The sequence below is a fragment of the Microbacterium sp. NPDC089695 genome (assembly GCF_044749085.1).
GTDB lineage: Bacteria > Actinomycetota > Actinomycetes > Actinomycetales > Microbacteriaceae > Microbacterium.
This window is the reverse complement of the sequence record NZ_JBIVHG010000001.1, coordinates 2,380,768-2,397,922: the sequence shown is the minus strand read 5'-3', so window position 1 is coordinate 2,397,922 and position 17,155 is coordinate 2,380,768. Positions and strand designations below refer to the sequence as shown.

15 protein-coding genes are annotated in these 17,155 nt (G+C 70.3%); 7 read left to right on the top strand and 8 right to left on the bottom strand.

Going from position 1 to position 17,155, the window contains the following annotated elements; genetic code table 11:
* The first annotated feature begins 217 nt into the window (after positions 1-217).
* Entirely contained in the window at positions 218-1,528 is a 1,311-nt protein-coding gene (locus ACIPYT_RS11470) for a UDP-glucose dehydrogenase family protein (RefSeq protein ID WP_401073905.1), read from the top strand.
* A gap of 45 nt (positions 1,529-1,573) precedes the next feature.
* On the opposite strand, the gene ACIPYT_RS11465 is transcribed toward ACIPYT_RS11470, so the two are convergent.
* On the bottom strand, positions 1,574-3,499 hold the full coding sequence (locus tag ACIPYT_RS11465) for a GDSL-type esterase/lipase family protein (protein WP_401073903.1): 1,926 nt from the start codon (positions 3,497-3,499) through the stop codon (positions 1,574-1,576).
* Positions 3,500-3,653: 154 nt separating this feature from the next.
* Between ACIPYT_RS11465 and ACIPYT_RS11460 the strand changes: the two genes are divergently transcribed.
* Together ACIPYT_RS11460 and ACIPYT_RS11455 are read left to right on the top strand one after the other, a co-directional pair.
* The gene (locus ACIPYT_RS11460) at positions 3,654-4,226 is read left to right on the top strand and encodes a DedA family protein (protein WP_401073900.1); all 573 of its coding nucleotides are present in this window, start codon (positions 3,654-3,656) and stop codon (positions 4,224-4,226) included.
* 39 nt (positions 4,227-4,265) lie between these two features.
* Complete coding sequence (locus tag ACIPYT_RS11455; protein WP_161804375.1) at positions 4,266-4,442, top strand: DUF5302 domain-containing protein; 177 nt, start codon at positions 4,266-4,268, stop codon at positions 4,440-4,442.
* A 53-nt stretch (positions 4,443-4,495) separates the two neighbouring features.
* Here the strand turns inward: ACIPYT_RS11455 and ACIPYT_RS11450 are convergent, their stop codons facing one another.
* Positions 4,496-5,938: a cation:dicarboxylate symporter family transporter gene (locus ACIPYT_RS11450; RefSeq protein ID WP_401073898.1), complete on the bottom strand. Its 1,443-nt coding sequence runs from the start codon at positions 5,936-5,938 to the stop codon at positions 4,496-4,498.
* Between the two features lie 159 nt (positions 5,939-6,097).
* Here ACIPYT_RS11450 and ACIPYT_RS11445 point away from each other — a divergent pair, with 159 nt between their 5' ends.
* Positions 6,098-7,378, top strand: a complete 1,281-nt coding sequence (locus ACIPYT_RS11445) for an ATP-binding protein (RefSeq protein ID WP_401073895.1) — start codon at positions 6,098-6,100, stop codon at positions 7,376-7,378.
* A complete protein-coding gene (locus tag ACIPYT_RS11440) occupies positions 7,375-8,073 on the top strand; it encodes a response regulator (RefSeq protein ID WP_401073892.1) in 699 nt (232 codons plus the stop codon). Before ACIPYT_RS11445 ends, ACIPYT_RS11440 begins: the two co-directional genes overlap by 4 nt.
* Positions 8,074-8,118: 45 nt before the next feature.
* On the opposite strand, the gene ACIPYT_RS11435 is transcribed toward ACIPYT_RS11440, so the two are convergent.
* The 3 genes from ACIPYT_RS11435 to ACIPYT_RS11425 all read right to left on the bottom strand — a co-directional run bounded on the left by ACIPYT_RS11435 (position 8,119) and on the right by ACIPYT_RS11425 (position 11,396).
* A complete protein-coding gene (locus tag ACIPYT_RS11435; RefSeq protein WP_401073891.1) occupies positions 8,119-9,471 on the bottom strand; it encodes an FAD-binding oxidoreductase in 1,353 nt (450 codons plus the stop codon).
* 79 nt (positions 9,472-9,550) lie between these two features.
* A complete protein-coding gene (locus ACIPYT_RS11430) occupies positions 9,551-10,195 on the bottom strand; it encodes an FMN reductase (RefSeq protein ID WP_401073888.1) in 645 nt (214 codons plus the stop codon).
* Between the two features lies 1 nt (position 10,196).
* Positions 10,197-11,396, bottom strand: a complete 1,200-nt coding sequence (locus ACIPYT_RS11425; RefSeq protein WP_401074825.1) for an LLM class flavin-dependent oxidoreductase — start codon at positions 11,394-11,396, stop codon at positions 10,197-10,199.
* 135 nt (positions 11,397-11,531) lie between these two features.
* Here ACIPYT_RS11425 and ACIPYT_RS11420 point away from each other — a divergent pair, with 135 nt between their 5' ends.
* Entirely contained in the window at positions 11,532-12,680 is a 1,149-nt protein-coding gene (locus ACIPYT_RS11420; protein ID WP_401073886.1) for an acyltransferase family protein, read from the top strand.
* Positions 12,677-13,564 carry a serine hydrolase domain-containing protein gene (locus tag ACIPYT_RS11415; RefSeq protein WP_401073884.1) on the top strand — a complete coding sequence of 296 codons (888 nt, stop codon included), beginning with the start codon at positions 12,677-12,679 and terminating at the stop codon, positions 13,562-13,564. The genes ACIPYT_RS11420 and ACIPYT_RS11415 overlap by 4 nt, the downstream gene beginning before the upstream one ends.
* Before the next feature lie 7 nt (positions 13,565-13,571).
* Here the strand turns inward: ACIPYT_RS11415 and efeB are convergent, their stop codons facing one another.
* Genes efeB through efeU form a run of 3 tightly spaced genes read right to left on the bottom strand, consistent with a single transcriptional unit; the run spans position 13,572 to position 17,099 of the window.
* On the bottom strand, positions 13,572-14,894 hold the full coding sequence (efeB, locus tag ACIPYT_RS11410) for an iron uptake transporter deferrochelatase/peroxidase subunit (protein ID WP_401073881.1): 1,323 nt from the start codon (positions 14,892-14,894) through the stop codon (positions 13,572-13,574).
* A gap of 22 nt (positions 14,895-14,916) precedes the next feature.
* Positions 14,917-16,149, bottom strand: a complete 1,233-nt coding sequence (gene efeO / locus ACIPYT_RS11405) for an iron uptake system protein EfeO (RefSeq protein WP_401073879.1) — start codon at positions 16,147-16,149, stop codon at positions 14,917-14,919.
* Positions 16,146-17,099 carry an iron uptake transporter permease EfeU gene (gene efeU, locus ACIPYT_RS11400; RefSeq protein ID WP_401073876.1) on the bottom strand — a complete coding sequence of 318 codons (954 nt, stop codon included), beginning with the start codon at positions 17,097-17,099 and terminating at the stop codon, positions 16,146-16,148. Before efeU ends, efeO begins: the two co-directional genes overlap by 4 nt.
* Between the last annotated feature and the right edge of the window lie 56 nt (positions 17,100-17,155).

Below are 17,155 nucleotides of genomic sequence, written 5' to 3'. Positions count from 1 at the left end.
CCGCCGAGGAACCCACCACAGGGGACCAGCTTCTCCGCCGATCGCTCCATGAGTCGATGTTCAGTTGTCGACGGGCCGGAGCCAGTCCGGACAACTCTATCAGCGCCGTCGCGGAATCCCCCGGGACCGGCCACGATCCCGAAGTGTCATCCGTCCGACATCCGACGTTCACCGCGCGGATGCGGCGCGGTGCGCGGCGTCCGCTGATGTGGTGCACATGCGCATGTCAGTCATCGGCTGCGGGTACCTCGGTGCCGTGCACGCCGCCGCGATGGCCTCGATCGGACACGATGTGGTCGGCGTCGATGTCGATCCACGGAAGGCGGCGGCGCTCGCGGAGGGCGTCGCCCCGTTCTTCGAGCCGCAGCTCGACGAGCTCCTGCGCGACGGACTCGCCTCGGGACGACTGCGCTTCACGACCGACATGGCAGATGCCGCCGGCTCGACGGTGCACTTCCTCGCCGTCGGCACGCCGCAGGTCGCCGGCGGTCACGCCGCCGATCTGCGCTTCGTGGATGCAGCCGTCGAGTCGCTGCTCCCCCACCTGCGACCGGGCGACGTCGTCGCAGGGAAGTCGACCGTGCCGGTGGGCACGGCCGCCCGTCTCGCGGAGAGCATCGAGGCGACGGGAGCGACACTCGTGTGGAACCCCGAGTTCCTGCGTGAGGGCTGGGCCGTGCACGACACCGTCACACCGGACCGGCTCGTGGTCGGCATCCCTCCGACGGATGCCGGCGACGCCGCCGCCGCCTTCCTGCGCGAGGCCTACGCCCCCGCGATCGATGCCGGGGCTCCGTTCCTCGTGACCGATCTCGCGACCGCGGAGCTCGTGAAGGGCGCCGCCAACGCGTTCCTCGCGACGAAGATCTCCTTCATCAACGCCATGGCCGAGATCGCCGAGGCGTCGGGAGCCGACGTGACGCTGCTCGCCGACGCGCTCGGCCACGACACGCGGATCGGGCGTCGCTACCTCGGCTCGGGCATCGGCTTCGGCGGAGGCTGCCTCCCGAAGGACATCCGCGCCTTCGCCGCCAGAGCCGAGGAACTCGGGCGCGGCGAGGCCGTGGGGTTCCTCCGCGAGGTCGACAGCATCAACCTGCGACGACGCGACCGCGCGGTGCAGCTCGTGATCGACGCGCTCGGAGGGCTCGTCTTCGGAAAGCGGATCGCCGTGCTGGGCGCCGCCTTCAAACCGTTCAGCGACGACATCCGCGACTCCCCCGCGCTCGACGTCGCGGTGCGGCTGCGCGGGCTCGGCGCCGACGTCGTGGTGACCGACCCTGCGGCCTTGCCGAACGCCGCAGCGGCCCACCCGCAGCTGGGCTACGCCGCCGAACGCGACGACGCGCTGCGCGACGCCGACGCCGTGGTCGTCGTGACGGAGTGGGACCTCTACCGCCGTGAGATGAGCCCGGAGCACGCGGGCTCCCTCGTCGCCGGTCGGGTCATCGTCGACGGTCGCAACTGCCTGGATGCCGCCGCCTGGCGCGCCGCGGGGTGGGCGTACCACGGCATGGGCCGCCGCTGACGCACGTCGCCCGTTGCCGACCTCTCGGCGACGGGCGGCGCGAAGTCAGGACACCGTCACCGAGCGCTCCGCGGTCGACCGCCCGAGGTAGACGTAGTCGTCGTGCTTCGCGACGCGGCCGTCGCCCGCGGCTCGTCCGTGCAGGCGCCGCCACAACCACGGCAGGGCATGCCTGCGCCACCACAGCCCGGCGCCGATCGACTCGTGCTCGTGCAGTGCGGCATCCAGCGCACCCAGGGCGTCGGCGTGCGGCACGCCGAGCACGTCGCCCGCGCGGTAGGCGAGGAACCGGTGTCCGCGGCTGCTCAGGTGCACGAGGTCTTCGCCCCAGTTCGGCCGATCGGGCAGCGTGGGGTGCATGTCGGTGTCGATGAGGATGGCGCCGGTGCGTGCGGCGATCCCGGCGAGCGCGGTCGCGAAGGCCGAGAACCGCCGCGTGTACAGCCGCGCGGCGCGACGTCGAGGCAGGAACGGCGTGACCAGCAGCACGTCGGCCCCGATCTCCCTGAGCTGCTGCACGGCGTCCTCGAGGTCTGCGGCGAGCGCGCGAACGTCCACGGTGCGTTTCACGAGGTCGTTCGCCCCGATCAGGATCGAGACGAGATCGGGCCGCAGCTCGAGGGCACGCGGCAGCTGGGTCTCGCAGACGTCGCGCACGCGCTTGGAGCGGATCGCGAGATTCGCGTAGTGGAGTCCGCCGCGCGCCGCGAGCAGCAGCGCGAGCCGGTCGGCCCATCCGCGCAGCGCGCCGTCCGGCGCGGGATCGCACAGCCCCTCGGTGAGGGAGTCCCCCAGAGCGACGTATCGCTGCCAGCGGTGGCCCACGAGCGGTGCGGTCGCCTCGGGGCGGGTGACGCGGCGAGCGCGGAGCCCCGCATCGACGGCGCGCAGTTCCCGCGCATCGTCGTAGTGCCCGAGCAGCTGATCGCACACGCTCGCCCAGCTGCGCCCCTGCACGGCCTCACAGCCGGCGTCGCCGAAGGCGCGGCGTTTGCGGGCGTCACCGGCGAGGTCGGCGACCCTCATGCGCAGGTCGTCGAGGTCGCCCGGACGGTACAGCCAGCCGTCGATGCCCATGCGCACGAGGTCGAGCGGACCGCCCCTCCCGGTGGCGACGACGGGCACGCCGCTCGCATGCGCCTCCTGCAGCGTCTGCCCGAAGGTCTCGCTCTCCCCCGGGTGCACGAACACGTCGAAGGATGCGGAGGCCGCGGCGAGCGCGCTCCCGTCGAGGTGGCCGAGGAACAGCGCCCGGGGCATCAGCGCTTCGAGCTTCGCTCTGCTGGGTCCGTCGCCGACGATCACGAGGCGCGCTCCGGGGATGTCTTGGAGCACCGCGAGGTCTTCCACCTGCTTCTCGGGTGCGAGGCGCCCCACGTAGCCGATCACGACCTCCCCACCCCACTCCGCACGCAAGGTCTCGTCGCGACGCGCGGGCTGGAAGCGCTCGGCATCCACGCCGCGACCCCACCGACGGACGCGATCGACGCCGAGCGAGGCGAGCTGCTGGGCGGACTCGACCGATGGTGCGAGGGTGAGCGTCGAGCGCCGGTGCAACCGCGCGATGTGCGTCTGCGCGATCCCCGTCGTGACCGGGATGCGGTAGCGCTCCGTGTACGCGGCGACGTCGGTCTGGTACGCCGCGACGGATGCCACGCCGAGCCGCTCGGCGGCGAGCGCACCGCGCCACCCCAGTGCGAAGGGCGAGGCGAGGTGCACGACGTCGGGCCGGAAGCGCCGCAGCGAGGCCGCGACCCGGTGAGCCGGCGAGGTGCCCACGCGCACGTTGCGGTATCCGGGGAGCGGGACGCTGGGGATCGCCTCGATGCGCGCGCCGTCGATCTCGGTCGGGATGCCGACGGCGGACGGCGCGATCACGTGCGCCTCATGGCCGGTGCGTTCGAGGTGCTTCAGGATCTGCAGCACGGATCCGGTGACACCGTTCATGTGCGGAAGGAAGGACTCTGTCACGATCGCGACTCTCACACCCTCAGGATGCAGGTGCCGGTGGTGCCCGGTTCGCCGAAACGGCGCCGCGCACCAGAAGTTCACCGGATGCTGGAGCGCTGGTCACCGGTTATCCGCGCGTTGGTTCCCGTTCATCTCGGGAGCGCACTGTGAGGCCGTGCCGACAGACCTGCTCACCGGACCCTGGGCTCTCGCGATCATGAGCCTCCTGGTTCTCGGCGACTCGTTCTTCGTCGTGATCCCGGGCGAGATCGCCGTGACCGCCCTCGGCGCCGTATCGGCGGCATCCGGCTCTCCCCCGCTGTGGGCCGTGATCGTGTGCGGCGGTGCGGCCGCGGCGCTCGGCGATGCGACCGTCTACGTGATCGGGCGCACCGTCGGCACGGAGCGGTGGCGATGGATGCGTGCGCCGCGCGTGCAGCGGGCGCTGGCGTGGGCTCGCCGTCGATTGGACGGGGGCATGGCGACGGTGCTGTTCACGGCACGATTCGTGCCGTTCGCGCGACTCGCCGTCAACCTGGTCGCCGGCGCCTCGCGCGTGCATCCGGCACGGTATCTGAGTCTCGCCGGGCTCGCCGCGCTGGGGTGGGCCGCCTACCAGGCGTCGATCGGCGCGCTGGTCGCCGCGATCGTCCCCGGCGGCCCCGTGGTGGCCGTGCTCGTCTCGGTCGCCGTCGCCCTGGGGCTCGGCGCTGCGATCGACCTGGTGACGCGACGTGTGCGCAGGTGACTCGCCTCCCGAACCGGGTGGTGCCCTAGGCTGGCGGGCATGAGCACCGAAGAAGGCGCGTCCTCGACAGAGGACATGAAGCGCAAGTTCAAGGAAGCGCTCGAGAAGAAGAACGCGCACCACCGTGAGGGCGAAGCCCACCTGGACGGCGATTCCGCCGTGCACGGAGGTGCCGCCCCGCAGACGCGGCGCGAGTTCCGACGCAAGAGCGGGTGACCGCACGGATGCGGGAGCCGATCGCCTCGGCTCCCGCATCCCTTCTCCGTCCGTCAGCGCTGCTGTGCGGCGCGGACCCGCGCCCTCTCCTGCTTGGCCGACATCTCGTCGATGGCCGAGTCCTTCAGCCCCTGCGAATCCACGGCGGACTTCTCATCCGCCATCCCGTGGCCGTCGACGCCGTCGAGGAGCGACTCATCGAACGGCAGGTCGCCGCTGAGCACCCGACGCACGCGGTCGCGGTCGATCTGCTTGGTCCACGTGCCGATCAGCAGGGTCGCGACCGCGTTGCCCGTGAAGTTGGTCAGCGCGCGCCCCTCGGACATGAAGCGGTCGATGCCGACGATCACGCCGACGCCGTCGACGAGGTCGGGGCGGTAGGCCTGCAGACCGCCGGCGAGGGTGGCGAGCCCGGCACCCGTGACACCCGCAGCGCCCTTGCTCGCGATGATCATGAAGACGAGGAGGCCGATCTGCTCGCCGATCGACATCGGCTGTCCCATGCCGGTCGCGATGAACAGCGACGCCATCGTGAGGTAGATCGCGGTGCCGTCGAGGTTGAACGAGTAGCCGGTCGGCACCGTGATGCCGACGACGGGCTTCGAGACGCCGACGTGCTCCATCTTGGCGATGAGGCGGGGCAGCGCCGACTCCGACGACGACGTGCCCACGATCAGCAGGTACTCGCGCGCCAGGTACTTGACGAGGCTGAAGATGTTCACGCGCGTGACGGCGTACAGCAGCACTCCGAGCACGACCACGATGAACACGATGCATGTGATGTAGAACGCGATCATCAGGATGCCGAGGCTCCAGATCGCGGCGATGCCGGTCTTGCCGACCACCGCGGCGATCGCACCGAACGCACCGAGCGGAGCCAGCCACAGGATCATCCCCAGGATGCGGAAGACGAGCTTCTGCAGGTTCTTGACCGCATCCATGATGGGCGCGCCCTTCTCGCCCAGCCCCTGCAGCGCGAAGCCGGTGAGCAGCGCGATGAAGAGCACCTGCAGCACGCTCTCACCCGTGAAGGCCGAGAAGAACGTCGTCGGGATGATGCCGAGCACGAACTCCGTCGTGGTCTTCGCCTCGGTGTCGGCGGCGTCGTACGTGGCGGAGGCCATGTCGAGACCGGCGCCCGGGTGGATGATGTTGCCGACGACGAGGCCGATCGCGAGCGCGAAGGTCGACATCACCATGAAGTACAGCAGCGCGAGCCCGCCGATCTTGCCGACCGTGGCGGCCTTCGCGATCGACCCGACGCCGACCACGATCGTGCAGAAGATGATCGGCGCGATCATCATCTTGATGAGTGAGACGAATCCCTTGCCGATCGGCTCGAGCGACTGGCCGATTTCGGGGGCGATCAGTCCGACGGCCGCGCCGAGCACGACCGCGATGATGACGGACACATACAGCCAGGTGTGCCTGTCCCACGCCTGCTTGTTGCGCCGCCAGTGGAACCCGGGGAGCGAGAATCCCGTCGTGATGGCCATGAGTCCTCCTCGATCATGAACGTCGTCGTGTCATGTGCACGGGCGTCCTCGCCCGGCGATCACCCCACAGTGCTCGACTTCCGTCGGCGGCGCGATTTGTGGTCGTATTGGTCGGGACGAGATCCGGACACCGCGATCGACGACGATCGGAAGGAAGCGATGGCACCCGCCCGCACAGCGCTCAGCACGGCCACCCGCGTGTTCCTCGTGCTGCTGGTCGCCGCGCTCGTGATCGGCGCGCTCGTCGCCGTCTTCCTCGTGGTGGAGGCGCAGCGCGCGACGCACGCGGAGGCGGAGCGGGTCACAGCGGCCACGGCGCAGACGCTCGCGGGCTCGCCTGTCGTGATCGACGCGCTGCAGTCCGGCGATCAGAGCACCGCGACACGGATGCTCGAACCGTACGCGCTCGACGTCGTCGACACGGCCGACCTCGACTTCGTCACGGTGATGACCCCTGAGGGCGTGCGCGTCACGCATCCCGATCTCGAACGCATCGGCGAGCAGTACCTCGGCACGATCCCCGCCGAACCGCGACCGCTGACCGAGGTGTTCACCGGCACGCTCGGCCCCTCGGTACGGACCATCGTGCCCGTGGTGGCGACTGACGGTGCTGTGCTGGGGTGGGTGTCGGCGGGCGTCACGATCGAGTCGATCTCCGACACACTGCTGCGCCGGCTGCCGCTGTCGCTCGCGATCACGGCCGGCCTGGTCGCTCTCGGCGCGGCCGGCGCCTGGGCTGCGCGCCGCGTGACACAGCGCATCGCCGGCGATCTGCCGCCGGGGCAGGTCCGCGACGCCGTGTCGTCGTACGAGTCGCTGCGCACGCTCGGCGACGCGCTGCGCGCGCAGACGCACGAGCACGGCAACCGCATGCACACGGCGGTGGCTCTGCTCGAACTCGGTCGCAACGACGAGGCGATCGAGATCCTCACCGAGACGTCACGGCAGAGCCAGTCGCTGGTCGACCAGGTCACGGCGCGGCGCGCGGGCGACCCGGCTGTGGGCGCACTGCTGCTGGGCAAGGCCTCCCAGGCCAAGGAACGCGGCATCGACTGGCGCATCCGCATCGAGCCGGACACGCCCGCATCGCCGTTGAGCCCCGTCGACAGTGTCGCGGTGCTCGGCAACCTGGTCGACAACGCGATGGATGCCGCCGCCACCGGCTCAGAGCGGTGGGTGTCGGTGGTGCTGCAGCCCTCGCCGGACGGCGGGATCGTGCTCGAGGTGGCCGACAGCGGCCCGGGAGTGCCGGCGGCGTTGGAAGAGCGGATCTTCGAATCCGGCTTCTCGACCAAGCCCGCCCGCGCCCAGGGCCGTGGCGTGGGGCTCGCCCTGGTCCGCTCGGTGGTCCGCGACGCCGGCGGGACGGTGGAGCTCCGCTCCGATCCGACGACGTTCCTCGTGACCCTGCCCGCCGCACGACGACGGAGGATGCCGTGATCCGCACCCTGCTCGTCGACGACGACGCGCTCACGCTGGAGCTGCATCGTTCGTACCTCGACCGCGTCGACGGCTTCGAGGTCGGCGCCGAATGCACGAGCGCGCGGGCCGCCGTGAACGCCGTGCTCGGCCACGCGGGCTCCACGCCGTTCGATCTGATGCTGCTCGACATCACGATGCCGGACGGCTCCGGCATCGATGTGTTGCGCACACTGCGGGCCCGCGGGACGGCCATCGACGTCATCGCGATCACGGGCGTGCGCGATGCGGAGACCGTGCGGCAGATGGCCGCGCTCGGAGTGCATCAGTACCTCGTCAAGCCGTTCCCGTTCTCGGTGTTCAGCGAGCGGCTCGCGTCGTACCGTGAGCACCGCGAGAGCGCGCGATCGACCGACGGCGAGGCGACTCAGGCCGAGATCGATGCGCTCCTCGGGCGCGCCACGGGCACGATCCCCGTGCCCAAGGGACTGTCGGCGGCAACGCTGCAGACGGTGTCGAGCGAACTGCGGGCCGCGGGCATCGCGCTGTCGGCGAGCGAGGCCGCCGAGCGCCTCGGAATGTCACGGGTCGCGGTTCGCCGATACCTGGAGCACCTGGCCGCCGAGGGCGTCGTCGCCCGCACCGCTCGACACGGCACGCGCGGGCGCCCCGAGACCGAGTACGTCTGGGAGCGCCGCACCGGCGACCGACGCTGACGGTCGGGCGATCCTGGCGGGTGGACGGTGCCCGATGCCGCCGCGTCAGCGCGGCAGGCGACCTTCGTGCAGCAGCCCGTCGGGATCGAGTCGGGCGCGGACGGCGCGCAGACGCTCGATCGACTCCGCCGTCCCGCACCTCTCGAGCGTCTCGCCCGGGCCGAGGAAAGTCGTCACGGTGTGCGGCGCGAGCGCTCGATCGAGGACACGTCGGAAACCCGCCATGCTCGCGTCTCCCGGCTCGGACGGCGTGGCGGGGAACACGGGCACGAGTGCGTGCAGAAGCCAGCCGACGCCCTTCAACGTCGCGAATCCGGGTCGCCGCGGCGCATCGAGCGCTGCGCCCAGCATCCGGATGTTGATGCCCATGATCGGCCACTGCTCCGGCGCCTCCCGAAACGCCATGAGCTCGTCGATCATCCCGTCGTCGAGCGCCGTGAGCGCCGCGGACGCCCCGCGCCCCGGCGTGGGATCCGTGGGTTCGGCTGCGGCCGCGGCGAGTGTCGCGGGCGAGGTCGGCCCGCTGGTCTCCTGGCGCACAGCACCCGCGCGACGTACGCGATCCATGAGGTCCGAGGCGGGACCGTCGGTCGTGAGCATCTGCACGGTGAGGAAGCTGCGTCCCCTGATCTCGTCGGGAAGCTGCGGGACGTCGGGCATGCGCATCGAGTCGACGAACACGTTGAGCGACGGCGGCGCGTCGGCCGCGAGATCGCGGACCGCGCGCAGGACGGCGGCGGAGTCGGCGGCGTCGAAGGTGAGGCCCGCTCCCCAGATCGACGGTGCCCGCACGAGATCGAACTCGAGATCGGTCACGATGCCGACGATGCCGCCCGCGCCGCGCAGCGCCCACATGGTCTCGGGGTCGCTGGCATCGTCGATGCGCTCGTGCGTGCCGTCGGCGCGCAGCACCCAGGCGGCGCGCAGGCTGTCTGACCCGAGACCGGCGGTGCGGCTGAACCACGAATGCCCCCCGCCCAGCGTGTAGCCCGCGACGCTCACGACCGGGCTCGTACCGGCCGGAGCCGCCCATCCGGTGCCCTCGAGCGCCTGCACGACCGCGCCCCATCGCACGCCGCTGCCGACGCGGATGATCCCGGCGTCGAGGTCGACCGCGAGCCCGTCGAACGCGGCCATGCGCACGATGACCGCACCCGAGAGGTCACCGGACGCACCGTGCCCACTGGGCTGCACGGCGACGGTCGTGCCGGTGTCTCGAGCCGCCGAGAGCACGGTGCGCATGTCGTCGACGTCTGCCGGCGACGCGACCGCGATCGGATGCTGGTCGATCGCGAGGTTCCACGGACGACGGGCGGCGGCGAACGCGTCGTCGTCGGGGAGGATCAGTGACCCGCGCAGCGCAGCGGCCGCCGAGTCCCACACGGAGTGAAGGGCCATGAGGTCACCGTACGACGCCCCTCGGACGTTGTCGACGGCCTCCTGGCCCTCCCGCGAACCTCGCCGGCGCGTTCCGGCGTCATTCGCCGGCGAGACCGCCCAGCATGTGGCCGAACGAGCGTCCTTCGCCGAGGTAGGTCGCCGGATCGTAAGGATCAGCGGCGGTCGCGACGTCGCGGACGGCGATCGCCTCGGCGAGCTCCCTCGCGCCCTTCTCGACGCGCTTCGCGAGCGGTGCGACGTCGTCGCCCGATCCGCCCCAGTCACTGGATGCCGCGAACACTCCCGTCGAGACGGCCTCGGCGTGCAGGTAGGCGAACAGCGGACGGATCGCGTAGTCGATGGCGAGCGAGTGCCGCGCCGTGCCGGCGTTGGCGCCGATGAGCACGGGCTTCCCGGTCAGCGAATCGGGATCGAGCACGTCGATGAACGACTTGAACAGCCCCGAATAGCTCGTCGAGAAGATCGGCGTCACGGCGATGAGCGCGTCGGCCGATACCACGGTGTTGATCGCCGTCTCGAGCGCGGGCGGTGCGAACCCCGTGAGCATGTTGTTCGTGATGTCGTGCGCGTGGTCGCGCAACTCGATCACGTCGATCGTGGCGGCGATGTCCTTCGCGGCCAGTGCCTTCACGGTCTCGGCCGCGAGGCGGTCGGCCAGCATCCGCGTGGACGACGGGTTCGACAGCCCGGCCGACACGACGGCGATGCGACGCGTCGTCATGTCACGCCTCCTTCCGGCTGAGGCCGAATGCCGCACCGGCGGGTGCGGGGGTGTCCTGGTAGGGCGAGTCCCCCGTCAGGTTGTCGCCGCGGTTCGCTCCCGGGCGGGCCTGACGCGTCGGACCGTCGCCGTACACGGCCTGCACACGCGCGGCGTGGGTGGGAGCGTCCGGCACGGTCGCGGGGCGGTCCTTCGCGAGCTCCCTGCGCAGCACCGGCACGACCTCGGAGCCGAGGATGTCGAGCTGCTCGAGCACGGTCTTCAGCGGCAGCCCGGCGTGGTCGATCAGGAAGAGCTGGCGCTGGTAGTCGCCGAAGTGCGCGCGCATGCCGGCGTAGCGGTCGATGACCTGCTGGGGCGAGCCGACCGTGAGCGGGGTCATCTCGGTGAAGTCCTCCATGCTCGGGCCGTGGCCGTATACCGGCGCGTTGTCGAAGTACGGACGGAACCGCGTCACGGCATCCTGCGACTTCGCGGCCATGAACACCTGACCGCCGAGGCCGACGATCGCCTGTTCCGGCGTGCCGTGGCCGTAGTGCGCGTAGCGCTGACGGTACAGCTCGATCAGGCGCTGGTAGTGCTCCTTGGGCCAGAAGATGTTGTTCGCGAAGAACCCGTCGCCGTAGTATGCGGCCTGCTCGGCGATCTCGGGGGTGCGGATCGACCCGTGCCACACGAACGGCGCGATGCCGTCGAGCGGGCGCGGCGTCGAGGTGAAGCCCTGCAGCGGGGTGCGGAACTTGCCCTCCCAGTCGACGACGTCCTCGCGCCACAGCTTGTGCAGCAGCGCGTAGTTCTCGATCGCGAGCGGCAGGCCCTGGCGGATGTCCTGTCCGAACCACGGGTAGACGGGTCCGGTGTTGCCGCGTCCGAGCATGAGATCCATACGACCGCCCGACACGTGCTGGAGCATCGCGTACTCCTCGGCGATGCGCACCGGGTCATTGGTCGTGATGAGGGTGGTGGAGGTCGAGACGACGAGGCGCTCGGTCTGCGCGGCCAGCGCCGCGAGGAACGTGGTCGGGCTCGACGACCAGAACGGCGGGTTGTGGTGCTCGCCGATCGCGAACACGTCGAGGCCGACCTCCTCCGCGTGCTTCGCGATCGTCATGGTCGCGGCGATCCGCTCCTGCTCACTGGGAGTGACGCCCGTGGTGGGGTCGCGGGTGATGTCGCTGACCGACATGATGCCGAACTGCATCTGGGTGGCTGCGTTCTCGCTCATGAGTTGCTCCGATTCCTCCGAACCCGACGTCATGCATCCGGTTCTATTCATTTGAATGTATCTGAGACAACGTGGTGGGAGCAAATATATTCCCGGCGGTAGCCTCGGAGGATGAACAGTGCCGGAGCCGACCCGAACCCCGTCACCGCGAACACCCCGAAGCCCCGCCGACGCGTGCCCTTCTGGGACAACGCCCGCTACGCGTGCATCGTGCTCGTGGTGCTCGGGCACGCGATCCAGCGCCTGACGTACGACTCCGACATCGCGCTCGCGGCCTACCTCGCGCTCTACGCCTTCCACATGCCCGCGTTCGCGATCATCTCCGGCTACTTCTCGAAGTCCGGCTCTCCCACCCGCGTGCAGATGGCGCGCGTCATCACGGACATCCTCGTTCCCTACGTGATCTTCGAGGTCCTCTGGACCTTCACGAAGTGGCTCGTGGAGGGTCAGGCCGACCCGAACCTCACGAAGCCGTCCTGGACCCTGTGGTTCCTCCTCGCCCTGGGCATCTTCCGTCTCGTCCTCCCCTACCTGGCGCTCCTGCGCTGGCCCCTTCTCTGGACGGTCGTGATCTCGATCGGCGTCGGATACCTCCCCAACGTCGACAGCACGTTCTCCCTGTCACGCACTCTCGGTCTCCTTCCCTTCTTCACGCTCGGCTGGTGGCTGCGCGAGAAGGACATCGTGGCGCGCTTCCGGCTGCTCGACGCGCGCCCGTGGTGGACGCGCGTGGTCGCGGTCGCCGTGCTGGGCACGGCGGGATTCGTCGCCTGGGCGGGCATCGACCTGTGGCAGGCCATCGACCTGCGGCACTGGCTGTTCTACGAAGACGCCTACGCCGACCTCGGCGGCGAGCAGTGGTGGGCCGGCGGCGTGCGGATAGCGCTCATGCTGCTCGCCGTGATCCTCAGCGCATCGTTCTTCGCGCTCATCCCGCGCGGGACGTACTGGTGGACCCGGTTCGGCCAGTACACGATGTACGTCTTCCTGCTGCATTCGTTCGCGCTCTACCCGTTCCGTGAGACCGGGGTGCTCCGCGACCTCGATCCGACGTGGATCTGGCTGCCTCTCGTGACCCTGCTGTCGGTGGGCCTCGCCCTGCTGCTCGCCACGCGCCCGGTGCGGTGGGTGTTCCGTCCCCTGGTCGAGCCCCGCCCGAAGTGGCTGTTCTCGGACCCCGAGCTCGCGGGCCGCGAGGGCCACCGCAGCGATCCGACCGGCTCGCGTCGTCCGCGGCCGGTCGGAGGTACGCCGAGGTGAGCGAGACGACCCCGGCGTCGCGCGCCAGGGACGCGATCGTCGTCGCGGCGGATGCCGCGGGATTCGGCGTGCACGGGCTGCACGTGCGGATCGGCGACGACAGCGCCGTTCATCGCTGGACTCCCGATGAGCGCGAGGAGATCCATTCGGTCGCGAAGGGCGTGAGCGTCCTGGCCGCAGGCATCGCACAGGCCGAAGGGCTCGTCGACCTCGACGCCCCGATCGCGGAATACCTCGATCGCGGAACCGCGCTCGGAGCAGGCGTCGACAGCGTGACGCTGCGGCATCTCCTCACGATGTCGAGCGGCATCGACCTGCCGTGGTCCGAGACGATGATGACGGACTGGCCGGATCTGGCGACCGAGTTCCTGTCGCGCGACGCGCGAGGCCGGATCTTCCAGTACTCCAACGCGAGCACGTACACCGCCATGACCGTGCTCGAGACGCGCACGGGCGACGTCGAGCAGTACCTGCGCCCGCGCCTGTTCGCACCCCTGGGCATCGACGACCTCACCTGGCGACGCTGTCCGAACGGACGGATCCTCGCCGGCGAGGGGATCGCCCTGCGCACCGAGGAACTCGCGCGTCTCGGGCTGCTGATCCGCGACCGCGGCCGATGGCACGACCGCCAGCTCGTTCCCGCAGAGGTCGTGGACGCGATGCACACGGGGTGGGGAGACGCCGGAGGCGGCGTCGGCTACGAGCGGTACGCCCTCGCCGGATGGGATGGACCCGGCGAGGCGTGGCGTCTGCACGGCGCCTACGGTCAGCTGCTCATCTTCCTCGGCGACGCGGTCGTGACGATCTCGGCGGACGACCACTTCGGGGCCGATGCGATCGCGCTGGCGGTCGCCGACATCCTCGCGGCCGTCGGCGACGCCTGACGCCCGGTCAGCCGAAGAGAGACGCGCCGATGTACGAGCCGGCCGCGGCTCCGCCGGGGATCGCCCAGATCCCTGAACCCACGTGACGGATGTACTCGTTCATGCGATCCGTGGAGAGCCGGCGCTGCAGAGTGACGAACTGCGCCGGGTCGCGCTGATAGGAGAGGAAGAAGAGGCCGGCGTCCAGTCTGCCGAGGTCGTTGTTGCCGTCGACGTAGTTGAACCCGCGACGGAGGATGCGCACGCCGTCGTTCTCATCGGGATGCGCGAGACGCACGTGCGCGTTCGCGTCGATCGTCGAGGAGTCGAGGTCGGGCGCCGTGAACTCGTCCCCGCCCGAGAGCGGTGCGCCCACGCCCTTGTCGCGGCCGATGATCGTGTTCTGCTCCGAGAGGCGCACGCGGTCCCAGGTCTCGATGAGCATCGCGATCCTGCGCGCCACCAGATACGAACCGCCCGCCATCCAGCCCGGCTCGTCGGACGCCGCGACCCACACGTTGTCGGCGAGAGCATCCTCGTCGTCCGCGAGGATGTTGGCCGTGCCGTCCTTGAAACCGAAGAGGTTGCGCGGTGTCGCCTGATCCGATGTCGTGCGCGAGGTCTTGCCGAAGCCGAGCTGCGACCAGCGGAGCTTGGCGCGGCCGAAGGCGATGCGACTGAGGTTGCGGATCGCGTGCACGGCCACCTGCGGATCGTCCGCGCACGCCTGGATGCAGAGGTCTCCGTGGGAGGTCTGCGGGTCGAGATCGTCGCCGAGGAACGCGGGGAGCCGCTCGAGGACCGAGGGGCGCTGCGCCGCGATCCCGTAGCGGTCGCCGTCTTCGTTCTCGAACAGGCTCGGTCCGAATCCGATCGTGATCGTCAGTCCCGCGGCGGGAAGACCCAGCGCCTCCCCCGTGTCGTCCGGAGGCACCTCGGGGTCTCCCCCGACCGCGCCGGTCGCACTGACCTCGAGCCCCTGCGTCATGCGCGAGGCCGCATAGCTCCAGTCCTGGAGCAGACTGATGAGGTCATCGCGGTCGGTGCGCGGCATCATGTCGAAGGATGCGAAGTGCAGATGCTCCTGCACAGGCGTCGTGATGCCCGCCTGATGTGCGCCGAAGAACGCATACGCCTTGTCGGAATCCTCCGCGGCCCTGGCGCGCCCGAGAGCCACGCCGCCCGTGAGCCCGGCTCCCGCTCCCACGGCGAGCGAGGCGACGCCGCCGCCCAGGGCGAGACCGAGGAGACCCCGTCGGCTGAGCCCTGCGGGTGCGGCCTCTGCGGGGACGGACGCCGCCGCCGGCTCCTCGCGGGAGTCGGCGGCGGCGTCGTTCGTGCTGTCGTTCACCTGCGCGATCGTACTCTCGAACTCAGTCGAGAACGGTACCGGTGAGCTGCGACAGCGGCTCGGCGAGCGCGTTGATCAGGTCGGTGAACTCACGCTTGTCGGCGTCGGTCAGCTCCGCGTAGCCCACGAAGCCGTCGGCCAGGGACCCGTGTGCGGCGAGCGAGGCCTCGAGAGCCGCGTAGCCGTCCTCGATCTCCCCGACGAGCGTCTCGCCGTCGCCGCCCTGAGCGGATGCGAAGTCCTGCACGAGCGAGAACGCCATCTTCGATCCTTCCACGTTCGCGGCGAAGTCGTAGAGATCGGTACCCGACCACCAGTCCTCCTCGCCGGAGATCTTTCCGGTCGCGACCTCGTCGAGCAGCGCGATGGCGCCGTTCGAGATGCCGCCGATGCCCTGGTCGTCGAGGGCCGTGGTGAAGTCGTCGGAGTGCACGTAGTCGTAGAGCTCCTGCACGTCGGCGATCAGCTGGTCGCCGTAGTCGGCGCGCTCGGCGGTCGTCGAGGGCGCCCAGTCCTGCCAGGCCGGAGTCTCGCCGTCCGCGTTCAGCGCATCCTGGGCGGGAACCCAGAGGTCCTTCTCGATCCGGTGGAAGCCGGTCCAGTCGAGGCCTTCGGCGACGGCGTCGACCTCGCGATAGTCGATCCGCGGGTCGAGGTCGCCGAGCGCTTCCGCCACCGGCTCGATGCGCTCGTAGAAAGCCCTGGTCTGCGGGAACAGCGTGCGCGCGGTCTCGTCGTCGCCCGCCTCGTACGCCGCGACGAGGTCGTCGACCGCGGGCACCAGCTGGCCGACCTGATCCTTGACGAAGGCGGCGTACAGATCGACGGCCTGCTGCTTCTGCTCGGCGTCCTCACCCGTGAGCGCGACGCGGTCGCCCGTGACCGTGAACTCCGACTTCCCGACGCCGTCGCCGATCATCCCCGGCTTGCACAGCGTGAAGTACGAGCCCGGCTGCGCGACGACGGTGAGCGTGCGCGACGCGGCGGGTGCGATGTTCTCGACCTCGCCCACGATGCGCAGCCCGTCCTCCGCGAGCAGGTAGAACTCCGTGGTCTGCGCGCTGTCGTTCTTCACGTCGAACGTCAACGTGCCGCTCTGCGCGGTGGATCCCGAGACCGTGCAGGCGGAATCGGTCGACGCGACGTCGAACGCGGCCCCGGCGGCGACGTCGCTCTTCGCGACGCATCCGCTGAGGACGAGGACGGCCGCACCCGCTGCCGCGACGGCAGCGAGGACTCGGCGGGAGGTGGTCATGGTGCTCCTTGATCGGTGAGGGAGGGCGCAGCCGTGTCCGCGTGTGCGGTCTCCGGGGCCGTCCGAGGGGTGACGGGTCGACGGGAGCGGACCCCGCGGACGAAGAGGGTGCCGACGACGAGCATGTACCCGCCCCACGCCAGCACCTGCAGCCAGGTCATGCGCGGCATGAAGCCGATCGTCGCCTGGAGGATGGTCGCGAGCGTCTGGCCCGGCGCGATGACCGCGCTCACGTCGAACGCCCAGCCGAAGGGGAACGCCGCCCACCCCGTGAGCACCGCACCGGTGGCAGCGTCGACAGGAGCGAGTGTCGTGAACGGACCGGGAAGCGCACCGGCCTCCTGCAGATCCATCACGGCGTAGGCGAGCACGCCCGCCGCGACGACCACGAGGAACCCGCTGGTCCACAGGAAGAAGCGGCGCAGATCGAGTCGCAGTGCACCGCGAGCGAGCAGCCACCCGACGACGACGGCGGCGAGGAGCCCGAGTACGGCTCCGAGCAGGGCGGCCGGTGCATCGCCGAACGACTGCACCATCGACCAGAGCAGCAGGGTGGTCTCGATGCCCTCGCGGGCGACAGAGACGAACCCGATCGCGATCAGCGCCCAGATCCCGCCCTGGGTCAGCGCGCGGTCGATGCCTCCCTCGAGGGTCGCCTTCATGGTGCGGCCGGCCTTCTGCATCCAGAAGATCATCCAGGTGACCATGCCGACCGCGAGCAGCGACAGGAGGCCGCCGATGAGCTCCTGAGCCTCGAACGAGAGCGAGTACGCGCCGAAGGTGAGGATCGCACCGATGCCGAGGGCGAGGGCGATCGCGAGAGCGACGCCCGCCCACATGCGCGGCAGGGCGTCGCCGCGACCGAGACGCCGGAGGTAGGCGACGAGGATGCCGACGACGAGAGCGGCTTCGAGGCCCTCACGAAGGCCGATCAGGAAAGTGGCGAGCACAGAACGGGAACTCTCTCGAAAACTGAGGTAAGGCATCCCTTACCGAAGGAGACCCT